This window comes from Herbaspirillum sp. AP02 (assembly GCF_015767275.1).
In the GTDB taxonomy this organism is placed as follows: Bacteria; Pseudomonadota; Gammaproteobacteria; order Burkholderiales; family Burkholderiaceae_D; genus Herbaspirillum.
Genome location: NZ_JADWMY010000007.1, coordinates 26,943 through 45,986, shown reverse-complemented (window position 1 = coordinate 45,986; position 19,044 = coordinate 26,943). Strand labels below are relative to the sequence as shown.

Annotated in this window: 23 protein-coding genes; 17 read left to right on the top strand and 6 right to left on the bottom strand. The window is 62.7% G+C overall.

The annotated features are described in order from the left end of the window. Positions 1–77 precede the first annotated feature (77 nt). Positions 78–422: a DUF2946 family protein gene (locus I5R65_RS15060; RefSeq protein WP_370460945.1), complete on the bottom strand. Its 345-nt coding sequence runs from the start codon at positions 420–422 to the stop codon at positions 78–80. Between the two features lie 281 nt (positions 423–703). Between I5R65_RS15060 and I5R65_RS15055 the strand changes: the two genes are divergently transcribed. The 4 genes from I5R65_RS15055 (at position 704) to I5R65_RS15040 (ending at position 4,605) form a co-directional block, all read left to right on the top strand. Further along, positions 704–1,684, top strand: a complete 981-nt coding sequence (locus I5R65_RS15055; RefSeq protein ID WP_180668431.1) for an ABC transporter substrate-binding protein — start codon at positions 704–706, stop codon at positions 1,682–1,684. Positions 1,685–1,814: 130 nt separating this feature from the next. Next, positions 1,815–2,786 carry an ABC transporter substrate-binding protein gene (locus tag I5R65_RS15050; RefSeq protein ID WP_180668430.1) on the top strand — a complete coding sequence of 324 codons (972 nt, stop codon included), beginning with the start codon at positions 1,815–1,817 and terminating at the stop codon, positions 2,784–2,786. Between the two features lie 129 nt (positions 2,787–2,915). Then, positions 2,916–3,809, top strand: coding sequence for an ABC transporter permease (locus tag I5R65_RS15045; RefSeq protein ID WP_006461507.1), 894 nt, complete (start codon positions 2,916–2,918; stop codon positions 3,807–3,809). A gap of 1 nt (position 3,810) precedes the next feature. Then, complete coding sequence (locus tag I5R65_RS15040) at positions 3,811–4,605, top strand: ABC transporter ATP-binding protein (RefSeq protein ID WP_180668429.1); 795 nt, start codon at positions 3,811–3,813, stop codon at positions 4,603–4,605. Positions 4,606–4,675: 70 nt separating this feature from the next. Here the strand turns inward: I5R65_RS15040 and I5R65_RS15035 are convergent, their stop codons facing one another. Beyond that, the gene (locus I5R65_RS15035; protein WP_180668428.1) at positions 4,676–5,158 is read right to left on the bottom strand and encodes a tRNA (cytidine(34)-2'-O)-methyltransferase; all 483 of its coding nucleotides are present in this window, start codon (positions 5,156–5,158) and stop codon (positions 4,676–4,678) included. A 67-nt stretch (positions 5,159–5,225) separates the two neighbouring features. Next, complete coding sequence (locus tag I5R65_RS15030) at positions 5,226–6,077, bottom strand: ComF family protein (protein ID WP_180668427.1); 852 nt, start codon at positions 6,075–6,077, stop codon at positions 5,226–5,228. A 102-nt stretch (positions 6,078–6,179) separates the two neighbouring features. On the opposite strand from I5R65_RS15030, the gene I5R65_RS15025 reads away from it, so the two are divergent. Continuing rightward, the gene (locus I5R65_RS15025; protein WP_180668426.1) at positions 6,180–7,130 is read left to right on the top strand and encodes a methyltransferase domain-containing protein; all 951 of its coding nucleotides are present in this window, start codon (positions 6,180–6,182) and stop codon (positions 7,128–7,130) included. 157 nt (positions 7,131–7,287) lie between these two features. Here I5R65_RS15025 and I5R65_RS15020 read toward each other — a convergent pair whose 3' ends face one another. Further along, the gene (locus I5R65_RS15020) at positions 7,288–7,470 is read right to left on the bottom strand and encodes a hypothetical protein (protein ID WP_180668425.1); all 183 of its coding nucleotides are present in this window, start codon (positions 7,468–7,470) and stop codon (positions 7,288–7,290) included. 124 nt (positions 7,471–7,594) lie between these two features. Between I5R65_RS15020 and I5R65_RS15015 the strand changes: the two genes are divergently transcribed. The 7 genes from I5R65_RS15015 to I5R65_RS14990 all read left to right on the top strand — a co-directional run bounded on the left by I5R65_RS15015 (position 7,595) and on the right by I5R65_RS14990 (position 12,879). After that, positions 7,595–8,065, top strand: a complete 471-nt coding sequence (locus tag I5R65_RS15015) for a DUF2244 domain-containing protein (protein ID WP_180668424.1) — start codon at positions 7,595–7,597, stop codon at positions 8,063–8,065. Between the two features lie 22 nt (positions 8,066–8,087). Continuing rightward, positions 8,088–9,248: a cytochrome c oxidase subunit II gene (gene coxB / locus I5R65_RS15010; RefSeq protein WP_180668423.1), complete on the top strand. Its 1,161-nt coding sequence runs from the start codon at positions 8,088–8,090 to the stop codon at positions 9,246–9,248. Positions 9,249–9,266: 18 nt separating this feature from the next. After that, a complete protein-coding gene (ctaD, locus tag I5R65_RS15005; RefSeq protein WP_180668422.1) occupies positions 9,267–10,895 on the top strand; it encodes a cytochrome c oxidase subunit I in 1,629 nt (542 codons plus the stop codon). 39 nt (positions 10,896–10,934) lie between these two features. After that, positions 10,935–11,045, top strand: coding sequence for a cytochrome oxidase small assembly protein (locus tag I5R65_RS24290; protein WP_006461515.1), 111 nt, complete (start codon positions 10,935–10,937; stop codon positions 11,043–11,045). Beyond that, complete coding sequence (locus I5R65_RS15000; RefSeq protein ID WP_180668421.1) at positions 11,042–11,614, top strand: cytochrome c oxidase assembly protein; 573 nt, start codon at positions 11,042–11,044, stop codon at positions 11,612–11,614. Before I5R65_RS24290 ends, I5R65_RS15000 begins: the two co-directional genes overlap by 4 nt. Before the next feature lie 28 nt (positions 11,615–11,642). After that, the gene (locus tag I5R65_RS14995) at positions 11,643–11,873 is read left to right on the top strand and encodes a DUF2970 domain-containing protein (protein ID WP_180668420.1); all 231 of its coding nucleotides are present in this window, start codon (positions 11,643–11,645) and stop codon (positions 11,871–11,873) included. Positions 11,874–12,018: 145 nt separating this feature from the next. Beyond that, positions 12,019–12,879, top strand: coding sequence for a cytochrome c oxidase subunit 3 (locus I5R65_RS14990; protein WP_180668419.1), 861 nt, complete (start codon positions 12,019–12,021; stop codon positions 12,877–12,879). Between the two features lie 92 nt (positions 12,880–12,971). Here I5R65_RS14990 and I5R65_RS14985 read toward each other — a convergent pair whose 3' ends face one another. After that, on the bottom strand, positions 12,972–13,172 hold the full coding sequence (locus I5R65_RS14985) for a twin transmembrane helix small protein (RefSeq protein WP_180668418.1): 201 nt from the start codon (positions 13,170–13,172) through the stop codon (positions 12,972–12,974). Between the two features lie 374 nt (positions 13,173–13,546). On the opposite strand from I5R65_RS14985, the gene I5R65_RS14980 reads away from it, so the two are divergent. From I5R65_RS14980 to I5R65_RS14960, 5 genes are read left to right on the top strand one after another with little or no spacing between them, the layout of a single operon-like run. Then, positions 13,547–14,269, top strand: a complete 723-nt coding sequence (locus tag I5R65_RS14980) for an SURF1 family protein (protein WP_180668417.1) — start codon at positions 13,547–13,549, stop codon at positions 14,267–14,269. Next, positions 14,256–14,882 (top strand): cytochrome C oxidase subunit I, encoded by a 627-nt coding sequence (locus I5R65_RS14975; RefSeq protein ID WP_180668416.1) that lies wholly within the window; start codon positions 14,256–14,258, stop codon positions 14,880–14,882. Before I5R65_RS14980 ends, I5R65_RS14975 begins: the two co-directional genes overlap by 14 nt. 41 nt (positions 14,883–14,923) lie before the next feature. Further along, positions 14,924–16,060 (top strand): heme A synthase, encoded by a 1,137-nt coding sequence (locus I5R65_RS14970; RefSeq protein ID WP_180668415.1) that lies wholly within the window; start codon positions 14,924–14,926, stop codon positions 16,058–16,060. Then, positions 16,057–16,950: a heme o synthase gene (gene cyoE, locus I5R65_RS14965; protein WP_180668414.1), complete on the top strand. Its 894-nt coding sequence runs from the start codon at positions 16,057–16,059 to the stop codon at positions 16,948–16,950. Before I5R65_RS14970 ends, cyoE begins: the two co-directional genes overlap by 4 nt. A 4-nt stretch (positions 16,951–16,954) precedes the next feature. After that, complete coding sequence (locus I5R65_RS14960; RefSeq protein ID WP_180668413.1) at positions 16,955–17,545, top strand: SCO family protein; 591 nt, start codon at positions 16,955–16,957, stop codon at positions 17,543–17,545. Positions 17,546–17,635: 90 nt separating this feature from the next. Here the strand turns inward: I5R65_RS14960 and rpoH are convergent, their stop codons facing one another. Further along, positions 17,636–18,535: an RNA polymerase sigma factor RpoH gene (gene rpoH / locus I5R65_RS14955; RefSeq protein WP_180668412.1), complete on the bottom strand. Its 900-nt coding sequence runs from the start codon at positions 18,533–18,535 to the stop codon at positions 17,636–17,638. Positions 18,536–19,044: the final 509 nt, after the last annotated feature.

Below are 19,044 nucleotides of genomic sequence, written 5' to 3'. Positions count from 1 at the left end.
GAATCCTGATCGGACGGGCCTGCCTCGTCGGTGGATGGCATGGTCCGCCCGGGTAAGCGTGACAGAGCGGGAACCGGTCAGGCCGCAGGAGGCGCACGCGCTTGCGGCCTGATCGCTGTCGGGCTGGCCGAACGTCCGGTGGACGTGAATCGTGTCAGCGGGTAACTGATGCCCGGCAGGGCGCCAGCGCGGAAAGCGGTGCTCGGCGTGGTCGCCGCATGCTGGCTGCCGCAGCACAGCGGGCAATGGTTGGCAGCCAGGTGGGCCGGCCCGTTGCCGGTGTTGCCGCCCACGCTGCAGATGGCCATGGCCGGCGCTGCGCGGGCGGTGCGCGCCATCACCTGCTGCCACCAGGGAGCGGCAACCATGGCCAGCACCAGCGACAGGCAGGCCCATGCGCCTAGCCAGGGGCGGCGCGACACAGCGGGTGCAGGCAATGGGGAAGGGCGCGAAGACATGGGCAGGGATTATAGCAACCGTTGGCCGGTCGTCCCGGCGCGTTGCGGGCCGTGCTCTGGCTATGCGGTATCTAATGCGAGTGGGCGGCGCGGGCCGGCCGGACCCTGCGCCGGGCGGGGCCATCGGCGGTCTCCGGGCAGGCGTGATATGCCCCGTTGCAAATTGATTGTTCACATCCGCTAGGCTAGACTTACCGTCTTTTCGGGTTTTCGGGTAATCCATCCACATTTTTTAGGGAGACTGCATGTCCTACAACAACAAGCTGACACTGCGCGCAATGGTCGCTGCCCTGTCCCTGGCTGCCGTCTGTGCAGCTCCGGCCATGGCTGCCGACAAGTCGGTCGCGGTGACCGCCATCGTCGAACACCCGGCCCTGGATGCCGTGCGTGACGGCGTGAAGGACGAGTTGAAGGAAGAAGGCTTCGAAGCCGGCAAGAACCTGAAATGGGAATACCAGAGCGCCCAGGGCAACACCGGCACCGCCGCCCAGATCGCCCGCAAGTTCGTCGGCGACAAGCCGGACGTCATCGTCGCCATCGCCACCCCGTCGGCCCAGGCCCTGGTGGCCGCCACCAAGAGCATCCCGGTGGTCTATTCCGGCGTGACCGATCCGGTCGCGGCTCAGCTGGTCAAGGACTGGAAGGCTTCCGGCACCAACGTCACGGGCGTGTCCGACCTGCTGGAACTGGACAAGCAGATCGACCTGATCAAGCGCGTAGTGCCCAATGCCAAGCGCGTGGGCATGGTCTACAACCCGGGCGAAGCCAACTCCGCCGTGGTGGTCAAGGCCCTCAAGGAGCTGCTGGCCAAGTCCAACATGACCCTGGTGGAAGCCGCTGCACCGCGTTCGGTGGACGTCGGTTCGGCCGCCAAGAGCCTGATCGGCAAGGTCGACGTGATCTATACCAACACCGACAACAACGTGGTCTCGGCCTATGAAGCGCTGGTCAAGGTCGGCAACGACGCCAAGATCCCGCTGGTGGCTTCCGACACCGACAGCGTCAAGCGCGGCGCCATCGCTGCCCTGGGCGTGAACTACTATGACCTGGGTCGTCAGACCGGCAAGGTGGTCGGCCGCATTCTCAAGGGTGAAAAGCCGGGCGACATCGCCTCGGCCACCAGCAGCAAGCTGGAGCTGTTCGTCAACACCGCCGCCGCGCAGAAGCAGGGTGTGACCCTGGCGCCGGAACTGGTGAATTCGGCCAAGACCGTCATCAAGCAATAAAAGTGAACCTGTCGATCCCGCTGCAAGGCGGGATCGGCACATCAGGCGCCCTGCTGCCTGCGACCAAAACGAACAGGATGCCCGGCCACAATCATGCCGAGGCACCGACCACCATCATGAGGAGATGAACATGTTTGCCCTGTCCCAATCCCTGCGCGCCATCGCCGGTGCGCTGGCGCTGAGCGCCGTATGTGCGTCGGCCCTGGCTGCCGAGAAGGTGGTGGCCATCACTTCCTTCGTCGAACACCCGGCGCTGGACGCCGTGCGCGACGGCACCAAGGACGAACTGATCGCCGAAGGCTTCGAGCCCGGCAAGAACCTGAAGTGGGATTTCCAGAGTGCCCAGGCCAATGCCGGCACCGCTGGCCAGATCGCCAAGAAGTTCGTCGGTGACAACCCCGACGTGATCGTCGCCATCGGCACCCCGTCGGCACAACCGATGGTGGCCGCCACCAAGAACATCCCCATCGTCTATTCGGCCATTGCGGACCCCATGGCCGCCCAGCTGGTCAAGGACTGGAAGCCCTCCGGTACCAACGTGACCGGCCTGTCGCACATGCTGGACCCGGTCAAGCAGGTCGAGGTGATCAAGCGCGTGGTGCCCGAGGCCAAGCGCGTCGGAGTGGTTTACAATCCGGGCGAAGCCAATTCCGTGTCGGCCCTGAACAACCTCAAGGGCGAGCTGCAGAAAGCCGGCTTCACCCTGGTGGAAGCCGCTGCACCGCGCTCGGTGGACGTGGCCCCGGCCGCCAAGAGCCTGATCGGCAAGATCGACGTGATGTACACCACCACCGACAACAACGTGGTCTCGGTCTTCGAGTCGCTGGCCAAGGTCTGCAACGATGCCAAGATCCCGCTGATCGCCTCCGATACCGGCAGCGTCAAGCGCGGCGCCGTGGCGGCGCTGGGTGTGAACTTCTACGATATGGGCCGCCAGACCGGCAAGGTGGTGGCACGTATCCTGAAGGGCGAGAAGGCCGGCGATATCGCCTCTTCGCCCGTCAAGAACCTGGAGCTGTACGTCAATACCTCGGCGGCGCAAAAGCAGGGCGTGACCCTGTCGCCGGAGTTCCTGAAGTCGGCCACCAAGGTACTCAACTAAGCCTGTCCTGACGGTCCGGACATGCACCGCCGGCGGCTGCATCACCCTTGCCGCGGCCGGCGTAACGCAGAAGACATTCGGCATGGCGTATCGCGCCGTGCCGAATGTGTTTTTTAAGAAAGTCCTTTTATGTCGCTGTATACCCTCTTGGGCGCCCTGGAGATCGGCCTGATCTTCAGCCTGGTGGCCCTCGGAGTGCTGATTTCCTTCCGCATTCTGGTTTTCCCTGACCTTACCGTCGATGGCTCCTTCCCGCTGGGCGGTGCCGTGGCGGCCACCATGATCGCGGCCGGCTTCAACCCCTTCCTGGCCACCTTCGTGGCGCTGCTGGCCGGCGCCCTGGCTGGCTTCACCACCGCCTGGCTGAACGTGCGCCTGAAGATCATGGACCTGCTGGCCAGCATCCTGATGATGATCGCGCTGTACTCGATCAACCTGCGCGTGATGGGCAAGCCCAACGTTCCGCTCATTTCCGAGCCGACCATCTTCACCATCCTGCAGCCGGAGGCGATCCCCGACTACGTCGCCCGTCCCCTGATCCTGCTGGTGGTGGTGGCCATCGCCAAACTGATGCTGGACTGGTTCTTCTCCTCCGAGATCGGCCTGGCCATGCGTGCCACCGGCGCCAACGCCCGCATGGCACGCGCCCAGGGTATCGCCACCGGCCGCGCCACGCTGGCCGGCATGGCGCTGGCCAACGCCCTGGTGGCCCTGGCCGGCGCACTGTTCGCCCAGACCCAGGGCGGCTCCGACATCTCCATGGGCATCGGCACCATCGTCATCGGCCTGGCAGCCGTGATCATCGGCGAGAACATCCTGCCGGCACGTCGCCTGGTGTGGACCACCCTGGCGGTGATCCTGGGTGCCATCCTGTATCGCTTCTTCATCGCCCTGGCACTCAACAGCGACTTCATCGGCCTGCAGGCGCAGGACCTGAACCTGGTGACGGCCGTGCTGGTGATGCTGGCGCTGGTGCTGCCCATGGGCAAGCGCAAGCTCAAACTGCTGAGAAAGGGAGCCTGAGATGTTGAAAGCCACCGATCTCAAGATCACCTTCAATCCCGGTACCCCCATCGAGAACCCGGCCCTGCGTGGCCTCTCGCTGGAAATCCCGACCGGCCAGTTCGTGGCCGTGATCGGCTCCAACGGTGCCGGCAAGTCGACTTTCCTCAATGCCATCTCCGGTGACCTGCTGGTCGATACCGGCAAGATCGAGATCGACAGCACCGATGTCACCCGCAAGCAGGCATGGGACCGTGCCGGCCTGGTGGCGCGCGTCTTCCAGGACCCGATGGCCGGTACCTGTGAAGCGCTGACCATCGAGGAAAACATGGCCCTGGCCATGGCCCGTGGCCGTCGTCGCGGCTTCAACTTCGCCATTCGCGGCAAGATGCGCGAGCTGTTCCGCGAAAAGCTCGCCATCCTCAACCTGGGTCTGGAGAATCGCCTGAGCGACCGCATCGGCCTGCTTTCCGGTGGCCAGCGCCAGGCGGTGAGCCTGCTGATGGCCTCGCTGCAACCGTCGCGCATCCTGTTGCTGGACGAGCATACCGCCGCGCTGGACCCCAAGACCGCCGCCTTCGTGCTGGAGCTGACCGCCAAGATCGTCGCCGAGAGCAAGCTGACCACCATGATGGTGACCCACAGCATGCGCCAGGCGCTGGACTACGGCGACCGCACCGTGATGCTGCACCAGGGCCGCGTGGTGCTGGACGTCTCCGGGCCGGAACGCGCCGGGCTGGACGTGCCGGACCTGCTGAAGATGTTCGAGCAGACGCGCGGGGAGAAACTGTCCGACGATGCCCTGCTGCTGGGGTGATCCCCGGTCGTTGACGCTGCAAACGAGAACGGCTCCCCTGGGAGCCGTTTTTCATGAGCGCGAGCGGCAATCAGCTACCGCCGTCATAGCCGTTCTGCCGCCAGGCCTCGTACACCACCACCGCCACGGTATTGGACAGGTTGATGCTGCGATTGCCCGGCCGCATCGGCAGGCGGATGCGTTGCGCCGTGGGGAAGGATTCGCGCCGCTCGGGTGCCAGTCCACGCGTTTCGGAGCCGAAGACGAAGGTATCGCCAGGACGGAAGGCCAGCCCGGCGAAAGGCGTCGATCCATGGGTGGTCATGGCGAACATGCGGGCCTCGTCGAACTGCGGGTCTGCACGCCGGTGCGCCAGGAAGCTCTCCCAGTCGGGGTGCACCTGCATGTTGGCGTATTCGTGATAGTCCAGCCCGGCGCGCCGCATCTTGGCGTCATCCAGCGGAAAGCCGAGCGGCTCGACCAGATGCAGTTGTGCGCCGGTATTGGCGCACAGGCGGATGATGTTGCCGGTATTGGGAGGGATCTCCGGCTCGACCAGGACGACGTGGAACAAAAAACTCTCCTGCGGGAAAAATGGAATAAGGAATAAGGAATAAGAAACAAGAACTGCCGACCCCTGCTCAGGTCGGCAGGGTGCGCGCAAAGACCAGGTTGGTCACGCGGCGGGCGCCGTGCCGCTTGAGCACGATCGCCACTTCATTCAAGGTGGCGCCGGTGGTCATGACATCGTCGACGATGCCCACATGCAGGCCGCGTACCTGGTCCATCGCCGCGAAGGGCAGGGCGAAGGCCGAGCGCACGTTGCGGGCGCGCGCGCCCACCGGCAAGGCCGATTGCGCCTGGGTCTCCTTCTTGCGCTCCAGCAGGCGGCCATTGAGGGGAATGTCCAGCATCCGGGAAAGCGGTTTGGCGATCTCCAGCGCCTGGTTGAAGCCGCGCTCCTGCAGCCGTGCCAGTCCCAGCGGCACCGGTGCCAGCAGGGCGGGCATGGCCAGCTGCACATCGCTGCCGGGCACCGGGTTGCGGCGCGAGGCGTCGAAGATCAGGCGGGCCAGCAAGGGCGCCAGGCGCAGGTCGCCGCCGAATTTCAGGGCCAGCGCCAGTTGGTCGGACGGCGCAAAGTAATCGGTAGCGACGATGGTGGCATCGAAGGCCGGGCGATCCTTGAGACAGGCGCCGCAACGCAGTTCCTTGCCAGTCACCGGCATGGGCATGGCGCACTGGATGCAGCGCCGGTGCTGGCGGGTATAGAAGCGTTTGTGACAGGGCGCGCACAGCGTCTCGCGCCCGGCCGCACCACACAGCGCGCAGGACGAGGGCAGCAACTGCGGCATGTGCGCCAGCAGGCGCTGCAGCCAGCCGGGGCCGGCTGGCTGGGCCGGTTTGGACGGCTTGCCGCCGACGGCGCGATACGCGCCGGCGGGCTTGGCCTGAGCCGGTTTGGCAGGGGAAGTTGGGGGTTTGAGATCCATGCGTGCGGCGCCCGGGAAAAATGGATTTCGACTAAACTACGCGCATTATCGCATCAGCCCTCCCGGATCTGCTGCCCACCTGTTTCCCTACGCTCATTCCCGATGTCCCTGCCGCCGCCTACTGCCAGCGCCAAGCTGAGCGCTCCCATCGATCTGCCTCTGGTGCGTCGCCGTTTCGGCCAGCCGCAACGGGTGGCCGAATCCGATTTCCTGCGTCGCGAAGTGTCGGCGCGCATGCAGGAGCGCCTGGCCCTGGTGAAGATAGAACCCCGCGAAGTGCTCGACGCCGGTTGTGGCGAAGGTGCCGACCTGCCGGTGTTGCAAAAGCGTTATCCGGAGGCCAGCGTGATCGGCCTGGATGGTGCCTATGGCATGCTGGCCAGGGCCGCCGAGCACCAGCGTGGCGCGCAGACGGCCATGGACCGGCTGTTCGGTTCCATCAACAAATGGCTGGGGGCCGGCCCGGGCGCCGGTGCCAACGGTCCGGTACTGGCCTGCGCCGATTTCGCCCGCCTGCCGCTGGCCGCCAATGCGCTGGACCTGGTCTGGTCCAACCTGGCCCTGCACTGGCACCCCCAGCCCGACCGGGTGTTCGCCGAGTGGCGCCGTGTACTGCGGGTGGAGGGGCTGCTGATGTTTTCCTGCTTCGGTCCCGACACCTTGCGCGAGGTTCGCAGTGCCTTCGAGAGCATCGATCTTGCACCGCACACCTTGCCCTTCGTCGACATGCACGACTTCGGCGACATGCTGGTCAATGCCGGCTTCTCCACGCCCGTCATGGACATGGAGACCATCACCGTGACCTATGAAACACCCCAGCGCCTGCTGGAAGACGTGCGCGCCTGGGGGGGCAATCCGCTGGAATCGCGGCGTCGCAGCATGGTGAGCCGCCACCAGTACCAGCGCCTGCTGGCTACCTTCGAGGCCATGCGCAAGCCCGACGGCAAGATCCCGCTGACCTTCGAGATCGTCTATGGCCACGCCTTCCGCCCGGTGCCCAAGACCACTGCGGCTGGCGAGAGCATCATTCGTTTCGAACGCCCGTCACGATAGTTGCCCCGGCGGATAGTCGCCGCTTCAGATAGTCGCCGCTTCATATAGCGCTTAGTCATTACGCACTATCCGGCCAGCCACCTGATCGCTGTATCGTGATGCCCGGTCTGACGCCAGTAGATCTTCCCGTTTCGCGCAAAGCCAGGCCCGTGGCCGCTCAGAGCGCGGCGTCCTGGCGCGCCGGCGCGGCGGCGAAGGCTGCTGTTGTCAATGCGGCGGTGCGTGCTTGATCCATGGCGAGGTTAGCCCTTATACTCAAATGGGTAAAAAAATTCACACAAAGAAATTCCAGCACGAACGAATAGCAAGAATAAATAAAGACCGCAAAACGGATAGCCACGGATAGCGCCTATATCGGTCAGGTCGGGTCAGCTGCTGACTGCCGGCCTCGCCATCCAGTGAGACTTCCTGCTGCGGATCGAAACAGAGACACGCTCGACCGCCAATCATGCTGGCGAGGTGCTATGGAGACGCGGGAATGGATATTGAAGCGCAATTGTTCGATTGCGCCACGTCAGCTGGCGTGGGTCTTCGCAATCCTTTGTACGGTTTCACTCACGGTCGCGCTGGGCTTCACGCTCCACGGCGCCTGGACCATCCTGGTTTTTTCAGTCATTGAATTATTGGCGGTGGGCGCGGCCATGCTGGTCTACGCCCGCCATGCCACGGATCGCGAAGTGGTGATGCTGGCCGATGAGGACCTGGTGGTCGAACTGATCCAGGGCAGTTGCCGGCATCGCAGCAAATTGCAGTTGCATGGCATGCGCATCGCTTTTCCAGCAGGACGCCAGGCACTGGTGGCCCTGGAGAGCCGGGGGCAGCGCGTGGAAGTGGGACGGTTCATGAGCGAGTGGAAGCGATACGAATTCGCGCAGGAACTGGAGTGCGCACTCTCCGCCAGGGCCGGCGGGACGGCTGCACTCTCATTCTTATAATTTTGGGCTTTTGAGGAAATCCATGAAACTTGCGAAGCGCCTTCAATCCCTGACCCTCGGTGCCTCGCTGCTGGCGGCCGGCTTGCCGGCCTGGGCAGTGGTGGACAGTCCGGGGGGACCGGCCGTGCTGCAGATGAACTTCCAGCCGCCGGTGACCAAGATCGCCGAGCAGATCTACGACCTGCACATCCTGATGCTGATCATCTGCCTGGTGATCTTCGTGGCAGTGTTCGGGGTGATGTTCTATTCCATCATCAAGCACCGCAAGTCGGTCGGCCACAAGGCCTCCACCTTCCACGAAAGCACGACCGTGGAAATCGCCTGGACCGTGGTGCCATTCCTGATCGTGATCGGCATGGCCCTGCCGGCCACCAAGACGGTGGTCGCCATGAAGGACACCTCCAACGCCGACCTCACCATCAAGGTCACCGGCATGCAATGGAAGTGGGGCTACGACTACCTCAAGGGCGAAGGGGAAGGCATTTCCTTCCTCTCCAACCTGGCCACGCCGCGCGAGCAGATCACCGATCCCTCGCTGAAGAAGAACGACAACTACCTCATCGAGGTCGACAACCCCGTGGTGGTGCCGGTCAACAAGAAGGTACGCATCGTCACCACTGCCAACGACGTGATCCACTCCTGGACCATCCCCGCCTTCGGCGTGAAGCAGGATGCCATCCCCGGCTTCGTGCGCGATACCTGGTTCCGCGCCGAGAAGATCGGCACCTATCGCGGCCAATGCGTGGAACTGTGCGGCAAGGACCACGCCTTCATGCCCATCGTGGTCAACGTGGTCAGCGATGACGACTACAAGAAATGGGTCGACGAAAAGAAGAAGGAAATGGCTGCCAAGGCCGATGACCCCACCAAGACCTGGACCGTGGACGAATTGAAGCAGCGTGGCGAAAAGGTCTATGCCGCCAACTGCGTGACCTGCCACCAGGCCAACGGCAAGGGCTTGCCGGGGGCTTTTCCGGCGCTCGATGGCAGCCCGGTGGTCAATGGCCCCAGGGCTGACCAGATTCACCTGGTGCTCAACGGCAAGAACGCCATGCCGCCCTGGAAGGGCTCGCTCAATGACACCGAGATTGCTGCCGTCATCACCTACACGCGCAACGCCTGGTCCAACAAGGCCGCGGAAAACATCGTGCAGCCGGCCGAAGTGCTGGCCGCCCGCAAGTAATCGTTTGGAGAACCGGACATGACTACCACTGTCGACCACGCCCCCGACCATTCCCACGATCACGGGCATGGGCATGCTCACGACGATCACCACGATCATTCGCACGATCACCCCCACGGCTGGCGTCGCTGGCTCTTTGCCACCAACCACAAGGATATCGGCACGCTCTACCTGTGGTTCTCGTTCACCATGCTGCTCTCGGGCGGGGTGCTGGCGCTGTTGATCCGGGCCGAGCTGTTCCATCCCGGCCTGCAATTCTTCCGTCCGGAATTCTTCAACCAGTTGACCACCATGCACGGCCTGGTGATGGTGTTCGGCGCGATCATGCCGGCCTTCGTGGGCTTCGCCAACTGGATGATTCCGCTGCAGATCGGCGCCTCCGACATGGCCTTTGCGCGGATGAACAACTTCTCCTTCTGGCTGCTGCCACCGGCCGCGCTGCTGCTGGCCGGCTCCTTCCTGGCGCCGGGCGGCGCCACCGCCGCCGGCTGGACGCTCTATGCGCCGCTGTCGACCCAGATGGGACCGGGCATGGACATGGGCATCTTCGCCATGCACATCATGGGCGCCTCTTCCATCATGGGCTCCATCAACATCATCGTCACCATCCTCAACATGCGCGCGCCCGGCATGACGCTGATGAAGATGCCCATGTTCTGCTGGACCTGGCTGATCACCGCCTACCTGCTCATCGCCGTCATGCCGGTGCTGGCCGGTGCCATCACCATGACGCTGACCGACCGTCACTTCGGCACCTCCTTCTTCAATGCCGCCGGCGGCGGTGACCCGGTGATGTACCAGCACATCTTCTGGTTCTTCGGCCACCCGGAGGTCTACATCATGATCCTGCCGGCTTTCGGCATCGTCTCGCAGATCATCCCGGCCTTCGCCCGCAAGCCGCTGTTCGGTTACGCCTCGATGGTGTACGCCACCGCCTCGATTGCGATCCTGTCCTTCATCGTCTGGGCGCACCACATGTTCACCACCGGCATGCCGGTGACGGCGCAGCTGTTCTTCATGTACGCCACCATGTTGATCGCCGTGCCCACCGGCGTGAAGATCTTCAACTGGATCGCCACCATGTGGCGCGGCTCCATGACCTTCGAGACGCCGATGCTGTTCTCGGTGGGCTTCATCTTCGTCTTCACCATGGGGGGCTTCACCGGCCTGATCCTGGCGGTTACGCCCATCGACATCCAGATGCAGGATACCTACTACGTGGTGGCCCACTTCCATTACGTGCTGGTGGCCGGTTCCCTGTTTGCGCTCTTCGCCGGCTACTACTACTGGGGGCCGAAGTGGACCGGCTACATGTACAACGAATGGCGCGGCAAGTTCCACTTCTGGGCCTCGCTGATCACCTTCAACGTCACCTTCTTCCCGATGCACTTCCTGGGCCTGGCCGGCATGCCGCGTCGCTATGCCGACTACCCGGCGCAGTTTACCGACTTCAACATGGTCGCCTCCATCGGCGCCTTCGGTTTCGGCCTGTCGCAGGTGTACTTCCTGTTCTGCGTGGTGATCCCGTCCATCAAGGGTGGCCAGAAGGCCGAAGCCAAGCCCTGGGATGGTGCTGAAGGTCTGGAGTGGACCGTGCCCAGCCCGGCGCCCTTCCACACCTTTGAAGAACCGCCGGTGGTGAAGTAAGCGCCTGTGGACAAGACAACCTACGCTAACGGAGCCGCCATGAGCGAACGCAAGAAGCCCAACAACCTGCGCACCGGCCTGCTGCTGGGGCTGGTGGCGCTGGCCTTCTTCGTGGGGATTTTCATCAACCGCATCTGGTTCGCCAAATGACCCGCTCATCGGATCAGGAGCAACAAGCCGAAGAGCGTGGCCTGAACCGCACGATGTTCAGGAAGCTGCTTGTGGTGGCGGTACTGATGTTCGGTTTCGGCTACGCGCTGATCCCGGTCTATCGCAAGATCTGCGAAGTGACCGGTGTGAATTTCCTCACCCCAAAAGACGTGACGGTAGAGGCGCCGGCCAATACGCAGATCGACAAGACGCGCACGATCACGGTGGAGTTCGATGGCAATGCCCAGGGGCCGTGGCGTTTTCGTCCGACGGTGAGCAGCATGCAGGTGCATCCGGGCGAGATGACCCAGGTCACCTACGAGGTGGTCAATACCCAGGCGCGCAATGTCGACGCCCAGGCCATCCCCAGCTATGCGCCGCAGCAGTCGGCGGCGTTCTTCAAGAAGGTGGAGTGCTTCTGCTTCACCCAGCAGACGCTGGGCCCCAACCAGGCCAAGCAGATGCCGGTCGTGTTTTACATCGATCCGAAGCTGCCCAAGGAGGTGACCACGATCACGCTGTCCTATACCTTCTTCGAGATCAACGGCAAGGACAAGACAGCAGGCTGAAGCAGGGACGGTCCTGCGAGGAGATGGTTTGAACGACGAGCTGAAACAGGCTGCACAACGCAAGGCTTCGTTCGGTGCGACGATGAAGGCGGTGTTCTGGTCCTTCTTCGGCGTGCGCAAGCGCAAGGATTACGAATCGGATGCCGCCAGGCTCAATCCGGTGCACGTGATCATCGCCGGCATCCTCGGCGCGGCCATCTTCATCGCTATCCTGGTGACCATCGTCAAGCTGGTGGTGGCCAGTGCGGCCGGTGGGTGAGATTGAAGCAGTGGACGGGTCGGCCGGCGCAGTGAAGGATTTGAGCATTAGGAAAAAGTGAACCTGGATCGCAAGGGCATTCACCGTGGATGAATGCACAACGGGACCAGACAACCGCAATCGGATTTCGTACCGGGAGAAGAACATGAGTTCTCAGCAAGCCAAGGCGCCCCATTATTTCGTTCCAGGCCCGTCGCGCTGGCCGCTGATGGCCGGCATTTCCATGCTCATCACCATGATCGGGGCCTCGGCCTGGGTCAACGGGGTGTCGTGGGCGCCCTATGTCAACATCCTCGGCATCCTGATGGTGTTGGTGGTGCTGTACTACTGGTTCGGCGAGGCCATCGGCGAATCCGAATCCGGTCTCTACAGCGAGCGCATCGATCTCTCCTATCGCTGGAGCATGAGCTGGTTCATCTTCTCGGAGGTGATGTTCTTCGCCGCCTTCTTCGGGGCACTGTTCTATGCCCGCAGCATCACCATGCCCTGGCTGGCCGACCTCGACCACAAGCTGATCTGGCCTGACTTCGCCGGCCAGTGGGGTAATGTTGGCCCTGCGGGCACGGTGGAGAATTTCACCGCCATGGGACCGTTCCCCATTCCCACCATCAATACCTTGCTGCTGCTGACCTCCGGCGTGACGCTGACCATTTCGCACCATGCGCTGCGCGCCGGTCATCGTACGCAGACGGCGGTGTGGCTGTTCCTCACCATCCTGCTGGGCGCGGTATTCATGGGCTTCCAGGCCTATGAATACATCCACGCCTATCACGAACTGAACCTGAAGCTGACCTCCGGCATCTACGGTTCCACCTTCTTCATGCTGACCGGTTTCCACGGCTTCCACGTAACCATGGGCGCGATCATGCTCTCGGTGGTGCTGTATCGCCTGCTGCGCGGTCACTTCACACCGACGCATCATTTCGCCTTCGAGGGTGCGGCCTGGTACTGGCACTTCGTGGACGTGGTATGGCTGGGTCTGTACGTGGTGGTGTACTGGCTGTAGGCCTGGCGTATTCCAGGTAGTGCAGGCAGCACAGGCCGTCCAGGTAGACATGGGCCGCACTTCGGTGCGGCCTTTTCATGTGAGGGAAAGTTTCAGCGGATGCCGGTCGGCTGTATCCAGCCCAGCTTGTAGCTCAGCAGGATGAACAGGAACAGCGCCACCGAAAAACCCACACGCAAGGTCAGCGCCCGTACCGTGCGATTGCTCTTGCCCTTGTCGCGCATGAGGAAGATCAGCGCCGAGGCCAGGCTGGCCAGGATCAGGATGAAGGCGATGGCGACGATGATTTTCATGGCGGTAGAATTCCTGTCTCGGTCCGCTGGCTTGCGGTATGCTGCGTTGGTTTACTTAGAACTCATTTCACAAATAGTCGCGAGATGCGTTCTGCCCAGAAAGGGCGCTGGCAAGGCGCGCGACGCGTCGTGTGGTGGTGCCACACGCAAGGAGCGCAACGCGGCCAGCGCCCTTTCTGGGCAGAACCCGGAGGGAGCGGCCCGTTTGGGCGAATTGCTGCGTTACGAATTTGGGTCAAGACGCCCAGTCTTGACCCAAATTCGCGCCTTGCACTTCATCCCAAACGGGACTCGCTCGCACTCGCGCCTATTTATGAAATGAGTTCTAGTTTTGCATCCCGTTTCTGAGGCCATTGTAAGGCCAAACTTCATCGATGCCGACCAGATTCCGCTTCCGCCTCATCCCCTTCTGCGCCACGCTGGTGGTGGCCGCCGCCGGTATCGCGCTGGGCCAGTGGCAGAGTCAGCGGGCGGCGGAGAAAGCCGCCCTGCAGCAGCGCATGCAGGCGCGTGCGAGCGAAACGCCATTGCTGGCCCTGCCCGCGGACCCGGTCGCCAACGACATGGAATTCCGCCATATCAAGCTGCGTGGCGAGTTCATCCGGCAGTGGACGCTCTATCTGGAAAATCGTCCCTACAATGGCGCCGTTGGCTTTCACGTGCTCACGCTATTCAAGCCGGAAGGCAGCCCGCAGGCCGTGGTCGTGGCGCGCGGCTGGGCGCCGCGTGATGCCGCCGATCGCACGCGGGTACCGCAGGTGGCACCACCAGTGGGTGTGACGGAAGTGGAGGGCGTGCTGCGCCATGACGCCGGCCACGTGCTGCAGCTGGGCCAGGCCGATGCGCCCCGGCCGCAGGCCATCCTGCAGAATCTCGACATCCCCGCACTGGCGCAGGCCAGCGGCATGGCGCTTTCGTCGCTGGTGATAGAGCAGGGCGGGCAGGGTGGCGACACGCTGGTGCGCGACTGGCCCGCGCCTTCGCTGGGCATTGACCGTCATCGCGGCTATGCGGTCCAGTGGTATGCACTGGCCGCCATGGCCATTCTTTTTTTCATCGTGACAGGATACAAACGTGGTCGTCATGACAAAGCCTGAAGTCCCTGCCAAGCCGGTGGCCTCCGATGATGCGCGCCGTCGTCGCGTCGGCCGCTGGAAGATGCTGGCCATCGTGGCGGTATGCGCTGCGCCGTTGATCGCCTCCTATTTCACCTACTACGTGATCAAGCCGCAGAGCCGCAACAACTATGGCGCCTTGATCGACCCGCGCCAGTATCCGATTCCCGACCTGGGCAGCAGCGCCATCGATGGCAGCCCCGCCAGGCTGGAGGATTACAAGGGCAAGTGGGTGATGCTGCAGGTGGATCGCGGCGAATGCGGCGCGCCCTGCCAGCAGAAACTGCTGACCATGCGCCAGCTGCGGCTGATGCAGGGCAAGGAGATGGAGCGCGTCGAACGCGTCTGGCTGGTGACCGATCGCGCAGCGATCCAGACCCTGCTTCTGCGCGAATACGACGGAACCGATATCCTTCGGGTTGACGCCGGCAAATTGCAGTCCTGGTTGCCGGTCGATGCCGGTACCTCTGTCGAAGACCACATCTACCTGATCGACCCGCTGGGCAATCTGATGATGCGCTTCCCCAAGGACCCCGATCCCGGCAAGATGAAGAAGGACATTTCCAAGCTGCTGCGCGCTTCCGCCATCGGGTGATGCCCAGGCTGGCACGCATGCTGACGCAAGTTTGAATCAAGATGAATGCAACGACGCTGATACAACTGGGCCTGACCGGGCTCGTGGTCGCCCTGATCCCCCTCGCGCTGGTCTCGCGCGCACAGGGCGTGGCCAACAAATACCGCAAGCTGGTGTGGGTGACGCTGTTCTTCACCTTCGATCTGATCATGTTCGGCGCCTTCACGCGGCTGACCGATTCCGGCCTCGGTTGCCCCGACTGGCCGGGCTGCTACAGCCATGCCAATCCGCTGCTGGCGCATGAACATATCAACGCCGCCCAGGAAGCCATGCCCTTTGGCCCGGTGACCTGGGCCAAGGCCTGGATCGAGATGACACACCGCTATTTCGCCATGGCGGTGGGCTTCCTGATCATCGTGCTGATGGTGGCGGCGTGGTGGCGCTGGATCAGGTCGGGCCGGACCGAGCTGCAATTCCGCCCCTGGTTCCCCACGGCCCTGCTGGGCTTCGTCTGCCTGCAGGGGGCCTTCGGTGCCTGGACCGTGACGATGAAGCTGCAACCCATCATCGTCACCATCCATCTTTTGCTGGGGCTGACGTTGCTGGCCATGCTGGCCTGGCTGGGGGCACGGCAGGAGAACCATGTGCCGGTATCGGTGGCGGGGCGGGCGCTGATCGGGCCGGCTACCGTCGGCGCTGCCTTGCTGATCCTGCAGATCGCGCTGGGTGGCTGGGTCAGCACCAACTATGCCGCGCTGGCCTGTTCCGATTTCCCGCTTTGCAATGGCCAGCTGGTGCCGCAGATGGACTTCGAGCACGGCTTCACCCTGTGGCGCCACCTGGGCATGACCTCGGCCGGCGACTACCTGCCGGTTGAAGCGCTGACCGCGATCCACTGGGTACACCGCAGTTTTGCCTTTGTCGTGATCTTGTATGTTGTATGGCTGGCACACCGCGCCCTGCGTGACGAGGGCTTGCGCAAGACCGCCCGCTGGATGCTGATCGTACTGGGTTTGCAGCTCTGTACCGGTCTGGCAACCATCTATCTGAACTGGCCGCTGGCCATTGCCGTGGTCCATAACGGCGGTGCGGCGCTGCTGGTCATCCTCATGGTCATGTTAAACTACAAGGTCCGTTACGCACCCTCCGGCCTGGCCGCCGCTGCTCCACCAGCATCCGCCCGACCCGTCACGCCATGACCACACTGACCGCCCAACCCAACCGCATCGCCCAGTACTGGGCACTGACCAAGCCGCGCGTGACGCAGCTGGCCGTGTTCTGTGCCGTGATCGGCATGTTCCTGTCCACCCCCGACCTGCCGGATTGGCACAAGGTCATCTTCGGTACGGTAGGCATCTGGCTGCTGGCTGGCGCCGCCTTCGCCATCAATTGCCTGGTCGAGCGCGAGATCGATTCGCGCATGGCCCGCACCGCGCGTCGTCCGATGGCGCGCGGCGAGATCACGGTGGTGCAGACCCTCATGTTCTCCGGTGTCATCGGCGGCATGGGCATGTGGGTGCTGTACAACCTGGTCAATCCGCTGACCATGTGGCTGACCTTTGCTACCTTCGTCGGCTACGCCATCATCTACACCATCATCTTGAAGCCCGCCACGCCGCAGAACATCGTGATCGGCGGCCTGGCCGGTGCCATGCCACCGGCGCTGGGCTGGGCTGCAATCGCCAACGACGTCCCGATGCAGGCCTGGGTGCTGGTGATGATCATCTTCATCTGGACCCCTCCGCACTTCTGGGCGCTGGCCATGTACCGCCGTGACGACTACGCCAAGTCCGGCTTGCCGATGCTGCCCATCACGCATGGCATGGACGTGACCAAGTTCCATATCCTGATGTACACCATCGCCCTGCTGGCGGTGAGCATGCTGCCCTTTGCCATCGGCATGAGCGGGCTGATCTACCTGGGCACGGCCATCGTGCTGGGCGCAATTTTCTTCTGGCATTCCTGGCAGATCTACCGCCACTACACCGATCTGATCGCACGCAAGGCCTTTGCCTATTCCATCGTCTACCTGTCCATCCTGTTCGCGGTGCTGCTGGTAGATCACTATTTCCTGTTCCGCGGTTTCTGAATCCATGAAAAGATTTTTCTCGGCGCTGCTGCTGGCCGGTTGCGCGACGCTGCTGGCAGCCTGCGGCCAGTCCAAGCCTGAGCTGAAGTTCAACAACACCGATGTCACCGGCCTGGACTACGCCAAGGACTTCGCACTGACCGACCACACCGGCAAGCAGCGCACCCTGGCCGATTTCAAGGGCAAGGTGGTGGTCATGTTCTTCGGCTATACCCAATGCCCGGACGTCTGCCCGACCACCATGATCGAGATGGCCGATGTCATGAAGGAACTGGGGCCGGATGCGGACAAGGTGCAGGTCCTCTTCGTCACCGTCGATCCGGAGCGCGATACGCAAGAGGTGCTGTCGCAGTACGTACCGGCCTTCGATAAGCGTTTCCTGGGCCTGTATGGCGACCTGCCGCAGACCGAGAAGGTCGCCAAGGAATTCAAGGTGTTCTATCAGAAGGTGCCGGGCAAGCAGCCGGGCAGCTATACCATGGACCATACGGCCGGTAGCTATGTGTTCGACACCGAGGGCCATATCCGCCTGTTCGTCAAGCACGGCCAGGGCCCGCAAACCTTGACGCACGACATCAAGCTGCTGCTGAGCTGAGCCAGAGCGGAGAACAAGGTCTGGAAAAAGAGAAAGGCGCCCGAGGGCGCCTTTCTTATTGCTGCTGGGTGAACCGGATGGACCCGATGCTCAGGAAAAGGCCTGCAGGGCCGTCTTCATCTTCTTCAATGCGACGGCTTCGATCTGGCGAATACGCTCGGCCGACACGCCGAATTCATCCGCCAGTTCATGCAGAGTGGCACCCGAACCATCGTCATTGGCCAGCCAGCGGGCCTCGACGATGCGGCGCGAGCGGTCATCCAGCTTGGACAGTGCGGCTTCCAGGCCTTCCGATTGCAGGCGGTCGTATTGCTTGGCCTCGATCACGCGGGTCGGCTCCGAATTGTCCGAGGACAGGTAGGCGATCGGCGCGAACTTGTCATCATCATCATCGGTGGGCGATTCCAGGGCGATGTCGCGACCGGACAGACGGGTTTCCATCTCGATCACTTCCTCGCGCTTGACGTCCAGGGTCTTGGCCAGGGCCTCGACCTGGGCCGGCGTCATCGCGTCCAGGCCTTCCTTGTGGCTGCGCAGGTTGAAGAACAGCTTGCGCTGGGCCTTGGTGGTAGCGACCTTGACCAGGCGCCAGTTCTTCAGGATGTACTCGTGGATCTCGGCCTTGATCCAGTGCATGGCGTAGGACACCAGGCGCACGTTCTGCGCCGGGTCGAAACGCTTGACGGCTTTCATCAGGCCGATGTTGCCTTCCTGGATCAAGTCCGCGTGCGGCAGGCCATAGCCCAGGTAACCACGGGCGATCGAGACGACCAGGCGCAGGTGCGACAACACCATCTTCTGGGCCGCACCCAGGTCATTCTTCTCGCGCAGGTCGCGGGCCAGCTTGATCTCTTCCTCGTGGGTCAGCATGGGCAGGCGGTTCACTGCCGAGATATACGCGTCGATATTGCCCAGGCTGCCGGAAAAACCCAGCGCGAGTGCATTGGACTCGGCAGGCATGAGTGCAGTTTGTGCAGACGCAGTTTTCATGGATTCTCCTTGTTCCTAGCGGAAACAGTATGAAGCGGTAAGCTTGGAAGCCGACGCCGGTTAGCCGGCGTGGCAGACACGCAGCGGATGCGTATCTTGTCGATTTGTTGCGATGCCCACATAAAACTGGAGCAATTCGATAAGGTATTCTAGCACTCGTCACCCTAGAGTGCTAATAGCATGATTGGGAAGCGGTAATAGCTGGCAACTATTGCTGGTCAGTACCTCATTGCATTATTTCCCCTTCATCTTAGTCGCCTTTGGGCGACAAAAGTTGCGATGCGGGTCAAAAGCAGGCCAGAAACTTGTAACAATTCTTGCAGCGCGCAATGGGGCGGGAAAGAGGCAGAAGCCAGGGCAGAAAAGGGAGCACAGACAACAGCACCGCCTTGCCGGCAACGCGGCGACCACCCTCAGGAAGACGTACAGGGATTGGAATTATTGCAGGGCGAGGAGTTCCACCGACGTTTCCGCCGCCAGAAAAGCCGAAGCCCGCTGCTGCGGGCTTC

Bases quoted from the DNA above. Each gene is read 5' to 3' on its own strand.
- coxB (WP_180668423.1), top strand. From the start codon at position 8,088: ATGAAACTTGCGAAGCGCCTTCAATCCCTGACCCTCGGTGCCTCGCTG.
- cyoE (WP_180668414.1), top strand. From the start codon at position 16,057: ATGACCACACTGACCGCCCAACCCAACCGCATCGCCCAGTACTGGGCA.
- ctaD (WP_180668422.1), top strand. From the start codon at position 9,267: ATGACTACCACTGTCGACCACGCCCCCGACCATTCCCACGATCACGGG.
- I5R65_RS15050 (WP_180668430.1), top strand. From the start codon at position 1,815: ATGTTTGCCCTGTCCCAATCCCTGCGCGCCATCGCCGGTGCGCTGGCG.
- I5R65_RS15040 (WP_180668429.1), top strand. From the start codon at position 3,811: ATGTTGAAAGCCACCGATCTCAAGATCACCTTCAATCCCGGTACCCCC.
- I5R65_RS15000 (WP_180668421.1), top strand. From the start codon at position 11,042: ATGACCCGCTCATCGGATCAGGAGCAACAAGCCGAAGAGCGTGGCCTG.
- I5R65_RS15055 (WP_180668431.1), top strand. From the start codon at position 704: ATGTCCTACAACAACAAGCTGACACTGCGCGCAATGGTCGCTGCCCTG.
- I5R65_RS24290 (WP_006461515.1), top strand. From the start codon at position 10,935: ATGAGCGAACGCAAGAAGCCCAACAACCTGCGCACCGGCCTGCTGCTG.
- I5R65_RS15045 (WP_006461507.1), top strand. From the start codon at position 2,916: ATGTCGCTGTATACCCTCTTGGGCGCCCTGGAGATCGGCCTGATCTTC.
- I5R65_RS14985 (WP_180668418.1), bottom strand. From the start codon at position 13,172: ATGAAAATCATCGTCGCCATCGCCTTCATCCTGATCCTGGCCAGCCTG.
- I5R65_RS14970 (WP_180668415.1), top strand. From the start codon at position 14,924: ATGAATGCAACGACGCTGATACAACTGGGCCTGACCGGGCTCGTGGTC.
- I5R65_RS14990 (WP_180668419.1), top strand. From the start codon at position 12,019: ATGAGTTCTCAGCAAGCCAAGGCGCCCCATTATTTCGTTCCAGGCCCG.
- I5R65_RS14960 (WP_180668413.1), top strand. From the start codon at position 16,955: ATGAAAAGATTTTTCTCGGCGCTGCTGCTGGCCGGTTGCGCGACGCTG.
- I5R65_RS15015 (WP_180668424.1), top strand. From the start codon at position 7,595: ATGGAGACGCGGGAATGGATATTGAAGCGCAATTGTTCGATTGCGCCA.
- I5R65_RS14980 (WP_180668417.1), top strand. From the start codon at position 13,547: ATGCCGACCAGATTCCGCTTCCGCCTCATCCCCTTCTGCGCCACGCTG.
- I5R65_RS14975 (WP_180668416.1), top strand. From the start codon at position 14,256: ATGACAAAGCCTGAAGTCCCTGCCAAGCCGGTGGCCTCCGATGATGCG.
- rpoH (WP_180668412.1), bottom strand. From the start codon at position 18,535: ATGAAAACTGCGTCTGCACAAACTGCACTCATGCCTGCCGAGTCCAAT.
- I5R65_RS15025 (WP_180668426.1), top strand. From the start codon at position 6,180: ATGTCCCTGCCGCCGCCTACTGCCAGCGCCAAGCTGAGCGCTCCCATC.
- I5R65_RS15030 (WP_180668427.1), bottom strand. From the start codon at position 6,077: ATGGATCTCAAACCCCCAACTTCCCCTGCCAAACCGGCTCAGGCCAAG.